Consider the following 11,013-nt stretch of genomic DNA (forward strand, 5'->3'; position numbering starts at 1 on the left):
CCACGATGTCGCCATGAGTGCACGACTGCGGGGGATCGCACGGCAGACCGAAGAGATCGTCGAGACCGGCCACTACCTGGCCTCCGACGGCCGGACGGTGGACATCGGTCGGGAGCTGGCCGCCGCACTGGCGGGGACCCGGATGTACGGACCCGAGGCCGTGGACGTCGTGCCGGACACCGACCGCACGACATCCTTCGAGGTCACGGGGGAGAGCAGCACCGAGGCGGCCCGGCGTCTCACTGCGACCGACAGCGGCCCCGTCGCCGTTCTGAACTTCGCCTCGGCGCGCAACCCCGGCGGCGGCTATCTGAACGGCGCGCAGGCACAGGAAGAGGCGCTCTGCCGCGCCTCGGCGCTCTACGCCACGCTCCTGCGCGCCCCCGAGTTCTACGAGCACCACCGCGCCGAGCGCAGCCCCTTCTACACCGACCGGGTCATCCACTCACCTGGCGTCCCGGTCTTCCGCGACGACCGCGGACGGCTCCTCGACGAGCCATGCACCGTGGGATTTCTGACCTCGCCCGCGCCGAACGCCGGGGTGATCACGAGCCGGACCCCCGAGCAGGCGCACCGCATCCCGGCCGCGGTTGCCGCGCGCGCCGAGCGGGTGCTGGAGACAGCGGCCCGGGAGGGCTACCGGCGCCTGGTGCTGGGAGCCTGGGGCTGCGGGGTCTTCCGCAACGACCCCGCGGTGGTCGCGGCCGCGTTCCACGCCCTGCTCACTGAGGACGGCCGCTTCGCGGGCCATTTCGAGCAGATCGTCTTCGCCGTACTGGACCGTAGCTCCGCCGGGCCGACGCTCGGAGCCTTCCGCCGGGCCTTCGCCGGTCAGCTCCAGTTCTAGGGCGCCGGGTCAGCTCCAGCCGTAGCGCTCCCGCAGCCGGTGCACGACCCGGTCGAAACGCGGCCGGTCCAGCGCGCACGCCTCACGGCGCATACCCCGCTCGTGCACCCGCAGCACCCGGTCCAGATCCACCCAGGACTCGCGTCCCGCCCGGTCCCACGGCCCGACGCCGATCGCCACCCACTCACGGTCCCGGTCGTGGCGCTTGCTGGACAACTGCACGGCCAGCAGCGTTCCGGCCTCCTCACGGGCCACCACCAGGACCGGACGGTCCTTGCCGCGTCCGTCCAGCTCCTCGAACGGGACCCAGGTCCAGACGATCTCGCCGGGGTCGGGGTCGCCGTCGCGGTCGGGGGCGTACGAGGTGCGGACAGGGCCGACCTCGGCGGGATCGGCCTCGGTGGTGGCCGCGGGGCCGGACTGGCCGGGCAGCTCGGCAGGGCTGTGGGATGCGTCAGGGGAGATCGTCACCCGCCACACGGTAGGACCTGCCCGGTCCTTCCAGCAGGGCGGGTGCCGCCCTCATTCCTTCGGCTCGTCCGCCACGACCATCGCCGCGGATACGGACGATGCTGCGCGGCACTCGTTTCCGGCCATCTGCCGGACCCCGTGCGGAGCCGTTCTGGAAGGATGCCGAGGGCGATGAGCCAGTCACCCAAGCAGTCCGCAGAACGCCCCGTTCCGACCAGTGCCGACGTCGCCCGGCTGGCCGGTGTTTCCCGGGCCACCGTCTCCTACGTGCTCAACAACACCTCCGCCGTACGGATCAGCGAGCCCACCCGCCGCCGCGTCCGCGAAGCCGCCGAAGAGCTCGGCTATGTGCCCCACGCGGCCGCCCGCAGTCTGCGCGCCGGGCACACCCGGATGGTGCTCCTCCCCACCGCGCACTTCCCCGTAGGGCCGCTCTACAGCCGCTTCTTCAACGAGCTCCAGTGGGCGCTGCGCCGCCTCGACTACACCGTCGTGCAGTACGGCAGCCTCGGCCTCGCCGGCGACGAGGCGGCCAGGGCCTGGGCCGAACTGCGTCCCGTCGCGGTCGTCTCGCTCGGCGAGGTCGCGCTCACCCCGTACGGTGTCGACGTCCTCAAACGCTCCGGCGCGAAAGCCGTCATCACCCTCGGACCGCAGCGCGTCGAGGGCGCCCACTCCCTCGTCATGGACCAGAGCGAGATCGGCCACTGCGCTGTGGCGCATCTGGTCGGGCGCGGCCGGCGCGCCATCGGCGTCGTCATGCCGCAGGAGAGGGGCCTGGAGCTGTTCTCCGAGCCGCGCCTGGAAGGTGCCCGGCGGGCCGCGGCGGGCACGGGCGCCCGGATCGAGCCGCTGCCCCTGCCGTACGACGAGGAATCGGCCGCCGGGCTCGCCGCCCGCTGGCGCGCACTCGGTCTCGATGCCGTCTACGCGTACAACGACGAGTACGCCATGCTCCTGATGCGGGCCCTTCAGGACGCGAACATCGATGTCCCCGGCGGGACCGCGGTGATCGGTGCGGACGATCTGCTGCTCGGAAGTCTGCTGCGGCCGCGGCTGAGCACCGTGCAGATCGACATGGTGACCGGTCAGCGGCTCGCCGAACTCGTCGACCGTGTCGTGCGTGACCCCGGCGCCGAGCCGGAGCGGCACGATCTGATGGAGGCGCGGGCACTGCTCCGCGAGTCCAGCTGACCCGCGCGCCCCACGCCCTCGGCCCGACGACATGCGGGCCGCGCGGTGCGTGTCTAGCGTCTCTTGCATGAGCACAGATCCGCAGCGCTTCGAGATCCTGGTGGTGCCCGAGCATGTCGAGGGCAGCGACGTGGCCCAGCTGGCCGCGAGCGCCATCCGCTCGGCCGTCGTGGTGGCCACCGGTCAGTACGGGTCATCCGGATATCCGCGCTTCTCCGGCGACGGCCTGGAGGCGGACATCGACCCGGTCACACGTACGGTCGAGGCGCTGCTCGTTGACGGATCGGAACTGGACTACGGGCTTTCGGCGCGAGTCGTCGACCCGGCAGAACGCTGAAACCCCGCTGTTGCGATCAAGTCCCCGTGGTGTGAGCACCGTTGCCCTATGACACCCCTGGTCGTCCCGCACCGGGACGACCAGGGCGACCGGGCGGCCGCGGCGGCGGTCAGGCTTCCGAAGCGGTCTCCGCCCCCGCGCTGCCGCTCTGGGCCTCGTCGATCGACTTGCGGACCTCGTCCATGTCCAGCGCGCGGGCCTGACCGATCACGTCCTCCAGCGCGGCCTCGGGCAGCGCGCCGGGCTGGGCGAAGACCGCGACGTTGTCACGGACGATCATCAGCGTCGGGATGGAGCGGATCTCGAACGCGGCCGCGAGCTCCTGCTGAGCCTCCGTGTCGACCTTCGCGAACACCAGGTCGGGGTGGCGCTCGGCGGCACCCTCGTAGACCGGGGCGAACTGACGGCAAGGACCGCACCAGGAAGCCCAGAAGTCGATCAGGATGAAGTCGTTGTCTGTTACAACCTGATCGAAGTTTTCCTTGGTGAGCTCAACAGTGCTCATGACGCGCTACCTCTTCCTGATGTCCGTGGACTCGCCCCCGACAACGGTGCCCGGGGCCGTGCTATTCCTGCCCCTGCCCATGTGGCCAGGACGCACACCCGGGACCAGACTGTCCCTATGACGGAAGCCGTGGAGTACGACGTTGTGGTGCTGGGCGCAGGACCTGTCGGGGAGAACGTGGTGGACCGCACCAGGGCGGCGGGCCTGAGCACCGCGGTCGTGGAGAGCGAGCTGATCGGGGGCGAGTGTTCGTACTGGGCGTGTATTCCGAGCAAGGCGCTGCTCCGCTCCGGGCTCGCCCGCGCCGACGCCCGCCGTGTTCCCGGCCTCCGCCACGCGGTGCAGGGACCGCTCGACGCCGAGGCCGTGCTGGCCCACCGTGACGAATACGTCTCCCACTGGAAGGACGACGGCCAGGTCCGCTGGCTGGACTCGATCGGCGCCCGCATCTATCGCGGTACGGGCAGACTGCACGGCCCCAAGAAGGTCCTGGTCGACGGTCCCGAGGGTGAGCATCATGTGCTGACAGCCCGGCACGCCGTGGTCGTGTCCACCGGCAGCCGTGCCGTGCTGCCCGACATCCCGGGTCTGGTCGGCGCGAAGGCGTGGACGAGCCGCGAGGCCACCAGCGCCCACCGGGTGCCCGGGCGGCTCGCGGTCGTCGGCGGCGGCGTGGTCGGCGTGGAGATGGCCACCGCCTGGCAGGCGCTCGGCTCCCAGGTCACCCTGCTCGTACGGGGCGGGGGAGTGCTGCCCCGGATGGAACCCTTCGTCGGCGAGCATGTCATCGAGGCGTTGACCGAGGCCGGTGCCAAAGTCCGTACGCACACATCCGTCACCTCCGTGGAACGCATGGGCGGCACCGGTCCCGTCACGCTCGTCCTCGGCGACGGCGGGCGGATCGAGGCCGACGAGGTCCTCTTCGCCACCGGCCGCTCCCCGCGCACCGACGGCATCGGCCTGGAGACAGTGGGCCTGGCGCCGGGCTCGTGGCTGCCCGTCGACGACAGCTGCCGGGTCGAGGGCAGCGACTGGCTGTACGCGGTGGGCGATGTGAACCACCGCGCGCTCCTCACCCACCAGGGCAAGTACCAGGCCCGGATCGCGGGCGCAGCCATCGCGGCCAGGGCACAGCATGTTCCGCTCCTGGAGACCGACCGCTGGGGCGCGCACTCCGCCACGGCCGACCACGCCGCCGTCCCGCAGGTCGTCTTCACCGACCCGGAGGCCACGGCCGTCGGCCTGTCGCTCGCCGAGGCCGAGGAGGCGGGACACCGGGTCCGGGCCGTCGACTACGACCTGGCGTCGGTCTCGGGCGCCGGACTGTACGGCGACGGCTACCGCGGCCACGCCCGGATGGTCGTCGACCTGGACCGCGAGATTCTGCTGGGGGTCACCTTCGTGGGCCCGGGCGTGGGCGAGTTGCTGCATTCGGCGACGGTGGCGGTCGCGGGCGAGGTGCCGATCGAGCGGCTGTGGCATGCGGTGCCCGCGTTCCCGACGATCAGCGAGGTGTGGCTGCGCCTGCTGGAGACGTACCGCGGCTGAGTGCCGTAACGAAATGCCACATTAACGCCGCGATAGTGCGCCGCGCCCACTGCGCGAAGGTGCGGGCGGGCCGAACGGAGCGAGCCGCGCGGCGGCGCCGATCGCTCCGACCGGCAACTGCCGCCGGGACGGGGCGAGTTCACCGAGCTTTGTCGAGGTGCTTGACGCTCCCGCTGTGGGAGATGACGCTGAGAGCGCTCTCAGAGTGACCCCCACAGCTCCACCCGACTGGGAGGATGAGCGTGCTCGCCAAACGAAACGTCCTGGCGTTACTGGTCACCGCGGTGCTGCTCGCCGCGGGAATCACGGCGGCCGGACCCACACCCCCCGCACAGGCCGCGGTCCCCGCGACCATTCCCCTCACCTTCACCAACAACTCCGGGCGCGGCGACCAGATCTACATCTACAACCTCGGGACGCTGCTCACCACGGGCCAACAGGGCTGGGCCGACGCGAACGGCACCTTCCACGCCTGGCCCGCCGGCGGCAACCCGCCCACGCCCGCGCCCGACGCCTCCATCGCCGGACCGGCGGCCGGCCAGTCCAAGACGATCCGCATACCCAAGTTCTCCGGGAGGATCTACTTCTCCTACGGGCAGAAGCTCGTCTTCAAGCTCACCACCGGCGGCCTCGTGCAGCCCGCGGTGCAGAATCCGACCGACCCGAACCGGAACATCCTCTTCAACTGGTCCGAGTACACGCTCAACGACGCCGGTCTGTGGATCAACAGCACCCAGGTCGACATGTTCTCGGCCCCGTACGCCGTCGGCGTCCGGCCGGCGGGCAGAGCCACCAGGAGCACCGGACATCTCAAGCCCGGCGGATACAACGGCTTCTACAACGCCCTCAGGGGACAGCCCGGCGGCTGGGGCAACCTGATCCAGAGGCGCTCCGACGGCACCGTCCTGCGCGCCCTCGCACCCGGCCACGGCATCGAGGCCGGCGCCCTGCCGGCGGGTGTCATGGACGACTACGTCAACCGGGTGTGGAGCAAGTACTCCGCCTCGACGCTGACCGTCACACCCTTCGCCAACCAGCCGGGCACCAAGTACTACGGCAGGGTCTCGGGCGGCGTCATGAACTTCACCAACGGTTCCGGAGCGGTCGTCACCTCGTTCCAGAAGCCCGACTCCGACAGCATCTTCGGCTGCTACAAGCGGCTGGACGCGCCAAACGACCAGGTGCGCGGCCCGATCTCGCGCACGCTGTGCGCAGGATTCAACCGCTCCACCCTCCTCACCAACCCCAACCAGCCCGACACCGGTCCGGCGAACTTCTACCAGGACGTGGTGACCAATCACTACGCCCGCAAGATCCACGCGCAGATGGTGGACGGCAAGGCGTACGCCTTCGCCTTCGACGACGTCGGCGCCCATGAGTCGCTGGTCCACGACGGCAACCCGCAGCAGGCGTACATCACGCTGGACCCGTTCAGCTAGGTCGTGTCTTCGAAGTCCCGTCTGCCTGGCGACGCCTGGCACGCACGCTCGCTGCGTTGTCGTCCGTCGCCTACGCTCCGCGTGGGCTCCATCCTCCGCCTTGCGATCGCACGCACCAGACGCCGCCAGGCCCGCCCTTCGGGCGGACGACGGGACTTCGAAGACACTCCCTAGTACGCCCGAACGGACCGTTCGCGGGCCCTCCGTGCCGCCGGAGTCGTACCGTGGACGGTCCGTTCGCAGAGAGGAAGCGCCGATGTCCGTACGCCGGGTCGTGCCCGACATCCGAACCGAGGCCATGGAGGAGAGCCGGGACTTCTACGGCCTCATCGGTCTCGAGGAGGTCATGAACCACGGCTGGGTCATGACGCTCGCTTCCCGGTCCAACCCCACCGCCCAGGTCACCCTCGCCACCCACGACGCGACCGCGCCGGTCCCGGCCGACCTGAGCATCGAGGTGGACGACGTGGACGCCGTGTACGCGGCCATGCTGGAGCGTGGAGCGGAGATCGTGCACTCGCTGCGCGACGAGGAGTGGGGCGTACGCCGCTTCTTCGTACGCGATCCCAACGGACGAGTCGTCAACGTCGTCAGTCACCTGCACTGACGGTGTTGCCGGGTGCGTCGCCCCCGAACCGGCGCAGCCGCTCGGTGTCACAGGTCCGCGGGCAGGTGCCGCAGGCCTCGGCGGGGCGGATCGAGTAGTAGAGGCAGCAGCCCAGCCGGGTCCGCGTGAGATACGACTGCCCTGCCCGGCCCGTCAGCCGACGGAAGTCGGCGCCGCCGGGGAAGGGCGGCACAGGCCCCGGAAGCAGTTCACCGGCCGCCCGCACCGCATGCTCCTCCAAGTCCAGCATGCGGCCGAGGTACCAGATGCCGGAGACCAGGTCGTCGCCGACCATGCCCCACAGCGCCCGCGGCCCGCGCCGCATCTGCGGACCGACCGCCGCGAGCAGGGGCCGTACGTGGTCGGCGACCGCGGCCCGCAACTCGGCCCGCAGCGCTTCCTCGTGAGCCACCACGCGGGCGCCGGGAAGGCCGGCCGCCGGATCGTCGGGGAGACAGGCGAAAGGGCCCGGGACGATCACGAACGCTCCGGTGGTGAGGCTGATCCGGACGTCGCGCGGACGGATCCGCGGCACGCGCCGCTCCAGATACCAGGGGCCGCTCATCAGCAGGCAGACGGACCAGAGGTAGCCGTGCAGCGCACGCGACGCGGCGACGTCCCGCCGGGCCGTGTGGGCGTGCTCCTCCTGGATACGCCGGGCCTCGGCGTCGAGGAACGCTTCGAGGAATTCCGGACGCTCCGCCAGTTCGGCGCCGTCGGCCCACCCCTGGGCGGCCGGCGAGCCGGGAGCCGTGACGTCCACGTCCAAGGACTCGCAGAGCCCGGCGAGCCCTTGGTACGTCGTGGCGAGCAGGGCGGAGCAGCTCACGGCGGGTCCGGCCGGGGCCGCCAGCGCCGGGGCCAGGGTCACGGGTACTCCTCAATACCAAGGGCGAACACAGGGGAGGCCACACAAGAGGCCTCACAAGCGGTAAGGCAAGGCTCACCTTAACCACATGGAGGCGCCATTCCGTGAACCGGGGCCGCGCGGCGACGAATTGACAGTGTTAGGTATACCTAACTTAGGCTTTCCGCTCGTGTCCCAGAAGAATTTGGGTCGCTTCGGACGGTCCGACCTCGCGCGCGGAAGTGAAAACCCTTCATGCAGCTGTACCTGCTTGCCCTCAACCCGACCGACTCGGTCACCGAAGGGTTCCTCCCCGCAGCCCGCCGGCTCGGCCTCGACATCACCCTGCTCACCGACCAGCCCGAGGCACACCGCGCCGTCTGCCCGGACATCGAGATCCTCGCCTGCGACGTACGCGACTTCCGGGCGGTCATCACCCGCATCTCCACCAACCGCCCGCCGGACGCCGTCTTCACCAACAGCGACCATCTCCAGACCCAGACCGCCCTCGCCGCCGACTACTTCGGCCTCCCCGCCAAGAGCTGGCAGACCGCGCTGCGCACCAAGGACAAGGCTCAGATGCGCCGCCACCTCTCCGCCACCGGCATGGACACGGTCGGCTCGGTGGAAATCGCCGCCGGACAGGACCCCGTATCCGCGCTCGCCGGTCTCGGCATGCCGTATCCGTGCGTCGTCAAACCGCGCGAGGGAGTCGCCAGCGAGGACGTCGTCCTCGTCGAGGGGCCCGGGGACCTTGCTCTGCGCTGCAAGGAGATACGGGCGCGCCGGCCGGGAGCCGCCCTGGTCGTCGAGGAGTATCTGCCCGGCGAGCTGCACACCATGGAGACGCTCGGCGACGGCCGGGTCCTTCATGTGCTCGGCGGTTTCCGCACCGAACTGTCCCCGCCCCCGTACTTCGTCGAGGAGCGCCTGACCTACGTTCCGGCCCACCCGGAGCCCGTGGTCGAGCAGGTCCTGGCCCAGCTGGACGCCCTCGGTGTCGGATTCGGCGCCTGCCACACCGAGTTCGTCGTGCACGAAGGACGCGCGCGCATCATCGAGGTCAACTACCGCGCGATCGGGGACCAGTGCGATCTGCTCCTCGCCCGGCTGCTCGGCATCCCGCTCTTCGAGCACATCCTGCGTACGCATCTGGGCGAGCCCCTGCCGGCGGACCTGAGGGCCCGGACCGGCGGCGCCGCCCGGCTCGACTACCCGTGCGCCGAGCGTGCCGGAAAACTGACGTCCGCGCCCGAGGCGGCCGAACTCATCATCGACGACGTCGAGTTGACCTACCGGCCCCTGCGGCGTATCGGTGAGCGGCACGAGGTGTACCGCACCAACCGCGACCTCCTGGGCGTCGTCCGGGCCATCGGCACCGACCAGAAGAGCGTGGACGGGGCCGTCGCCGACTTCCTCGCCGCCCAGCGCTGGGAGATCACTCCGTGACCGCCACAACCACAGCCGTCTGTCCGGCCGAGACGGACCTCGTCCTCCGCCTGCTCGGCGCGCTCCTGCGCGAGGACGTCGCCGGTCTGCGCACCCGCTCCACCGCGATAGAGCACCCGGACGGGACCTGGCTGCGTGTGGACGCCGCAGACGGGGACGCGCTCGAGCTGCCCGTACGCGAGGACGGGTTCCAGTACGAGAGAGGCGCCCGCCTGCCCCTGCTGCGCCGGGAGTCCGACCGCAGGGAACTGACAACCGCCGACGACATCCTGGCCGCGCTCGGCGCGCTCGCGGACCCGGAGGACCGCGGCGGCTTCGACGCCCTCGCCGAGGAATGCCGTCAGACGCTCGCGACTCTTCGGCTGCACGCCGCAACGCACGACGAGACCGGCGCGTTGCTCGCCGCCCGGTACGGCACCGATCCCGGGCAGTGGACCGGACTTGCGGGCGGGCTCGCGCACGACACGCTCGCCGCCCGCCTCGACCACCCCGTCTACCCCACCGCGCGCGGCCGCCTGGGACTCACCACGGACCAACTGCGTGCGTACGCACCGGAGTTCCACCCCCGGTTCCGGCTGCGCTGGCTCGCGCTGCCGAGGGACGTAGTCACGATGCGGGGCACTGCCGGTCCGTCGGACCCGGCCTGGCCCACTGTGTCGGCGCTCGGCCTGCCGGAGCTCGACGACAGCCATGTCGCCCTGCCCGTGCATCCGCTCACCGTGGGCGCACCGCTGCGCGACGCACTGCGCAGCTCCGGGCTCGACAGCCGCGCGGTGCTGTCCGACCGTCCCCACCTGGAGGTCGTGCCGACCTTGTCGATGCGGACCGTGGCCCTCGCTCCGTATCCGCGCATCCATCTCAAACTGCCCCTGCCCACCGCCACCTTGGGCATGCGCAACCGGCGCACGATCAAGCCCGGCACACTCGTCGACGGCGCCGCGGTCCAGCGTCTGCTCGGGACCGTGATCGCCCGCGAGCCCCGCTTCCGGGACAGCGTCCTGCACACCGACGAGACGAGCTTCGCCCACGCCGGGCATGAACTTCTCGCCGTTCTGCTCCGCCGGTATCCGGCCGGTCTGGACGACGCCGTCGTCGTCCCGATGGCTGCCCTGCTGAGCGAAACCGGCGGGCGGCTGCTGATCGACCACCTCGCCGACCGCTTCCACGGCGGCGATCCCCTCGCACTCCTCGACGCCGTGCTCGCCCTGCTCTTCGACTGGCAGACGACGCTCTTCGGGTACGGGATCGCCCTGGAGTCCCATCAGCAGAACATCTCGCTGGTGCTGGACACGCACGCGAACCGCACCCGGATCAGGCTGCTGCTCAAGGACAACGACGGACCGCGCATCAATGCCGTCCGGATGCGTTCGGCCCTCAGCGCGCAGGCGCCCGACGCCTGCGAGTTCGACGATGCCCGGATCCTCGGTGACACCGACGCTCCGGTCGTCGATCTGTTCACCACCATCACGGTCCACCTCTGCGCGGGTGCGTACGCCTTCGGTCTCGCCGGCCACGGCCGCGCCCCGCTCCACCGGCTGCTGAGTCTCGTACGGGACCGTCTCACCGAAGCCGTGGAGCGGCTCGGGGCCGGTCCCGGGCAGCCTGGCGCCGTGCTGCGCGAACACGTCCTGGATGCCGCGCGCCTTCCCGTCAAGGCGATGGTGACCGCGGGCACCCTGCTCAGCAAGGAGCGCTCGGGCGCGTCCGACATCAACAAGCACTACACCACCGGTCCCAACTACCTGTCGCGGGAGGTGTGAGCGCCGGTG

General features: G+C 70.9%; 11 protein-coding genes. 8 read left to right on the forward strand and 3 right to left on the reverse strand.

Translation table 11 applies throughout. From position 1 onward, the window contains the following. Positions 1 to 13 precede the first annotated feature (13 nt). Positions 14 to 847 (forward strand): TIGR02452 family protein, encoded by an 834-nt coding sequence (locus OG741_RS33890; RefSeq protein ID WP_405604038.1) that lies wholly within the window; start codon positions 14 to 16, stop codon positions 845 to 847. 9 nt (positions 848 to 856) lie between these two features. On the opposite strand, the gene OG741_RS33895 is transcribed toward OG741_RS33890, so the two are convergent. Then, a complete protein-coding gene (locus OG741_RS33895; RefSeq protein ID WP_405604040.1) occupies positions 857 to 1,318 on the reverse strand; it encodes a type II toxin-antitoxin system PemK/MazF family toxin in 462 nt (153 codons plus the stop codon). Positions 1,319 to 1,489: 171 nt separating this feature from the next. Here OG741_RS33895 and OG741_RS33900 point away from each other — a divergent pair, with 171 nt between their 5' ends. Further along, positions 1,490 to 2,512 carry a LacI family DNA-binding transcriptional regulator gene (locus OG741_RS33900; protein ID WP_405604042.1) on the forward strand — a complete coding sequence of 341 codons (1,023 nt, stop codon included), beginning with the start codon at positions 1,490 to 1,492 and terminating at the stop codon, positions 2,510 to 2,512. 67 nt (positions 2,513 to 2,579) lie between these two features. After that, positions 2,580 to 2,849, forward strand: a complete 270-nt coding sequence (locus tag OG741_RS33905) for a hypothetical protein (protein ID WP_405604044.1) — start codon at positions 2,580 to 2,582, stop codon at positions 2,847 to 2,849. Positions 2,850 to 2,958: 109 nt separating this feature from the next. Here OG741_RS33905 and trxA read toward each other — a convergent pair whose 3' ends face one another. Beyond that, entirely contained in the window at positions 2,959 to 3,354 is a 396-nt protein-coding gene (gene trxA / locus OG741_RS33910; RefSeq protein WP_266484006.1) for a thioredoxin, read from the reverse strand. A gap of 117 nt (positions 3,355 to 3,471) precedes the next feature. On the opposite strand from trxA, the gene OG741_RS33915 reads away from it, so the two are divergent. The 3 genes from OG741_RS33915 to OG741_RS33925 all read left to right on the forward strand — a co-directional run bounded on the left by OG741_RS33915 (position 3,472) and on the right by OG741_RS33925 (position 6,948). Then, a complete protein-coding gene (locus OG741_RS33915) occupies positions 3,472 to 4,902 on the forward strand; it encodes a dihydrolipoyl dehydrogenase family protein (protein ID WP_405604046.1) in 1,431 nt (476 codons plus the stop codon). A gap of 272 nt (positions 4,903 to 5,174) precedes the next feature. Next, a complete protein-coding gene (locus OG741_RS33920) occupies positions 5,175 to 6,341 on the forward strand; it encodes a glycoside hydrolase family 64 protein (RefSeq protein ID WP_405605916.1) in 1,167 nt (388 codons plus the stop codon). Positions 6,342 to 6,597: 256 nt separating this feature from the next. Then, the gene (locus OG741_RS33925; RefSeq protein WP_405604048.1) at positions 6,598 to 6,948 is read left to right on the forward strand and encodes a VOC family protein; all 351 of its coding nucleotides are present in this window, start codon (positions 6,598 to 6,600) and stop codon (positions 6,946 to 6,948) included. Here OG741_RS33925 and OG741_RS33930 read toward each other — a convergent pair. Then, positions 6,932 to 7,819, reverse strand: coding sequence for a (2Fe-2S)-binding protein (locus OG741_RS33930; RefSeq protein ID WP_405604050.1), 888 nt, complete (start codon positions 7,817 to 7,819; stop codon positions 6,932 to 6,934). The two genes, OG741_RS33925 and OG741_RS33930, sit on opposite strands and share 17 nt — an antisense overlap. 231 nt (positions 7,820 to 8,050) lie before the next feature. Between OG741_RS33930 and OG741_RS33935 the strand changes: the two genes are divergently transcribed. Then, entirely contained in the window at positions 8,051 to 9,244 is a 1,194-nt protein-coding gene (locus OG741_RS33935; RefSeq protein ID WP_405604052.1) for an acetyl-CoA carboxylase biotin carboxylase subunit family protein, read from the forward strand. Beyond that, complete coding sequence (locus tag OG741_RS33940) at positions 9,241 to 11,004, forward strand: IucA/IucC family protein (protein WP_405604054.1); 1,764 nt, start codon at positions 9,241 to 9,243, stop codon at positions 11,002 to 11,004. The genes OG741_RS33935 and OG741_RS33940 overlap by 4 nt, the downstream gene beginning before the upstream one ends. Positions 11,005 to 11,013 lie beyond the last annotated feature (9 nt).

Source organism: Streptomyces sp. NBC_01410 (genome assembly GCF_045040195.1).
In the GTDB taxonomy this organism is placed as follows: domain Bacteria; phylum Actinomycetota; class Actinomycetes; order Streptomycetales; family Streptomycetaceae; genus Streptomyces.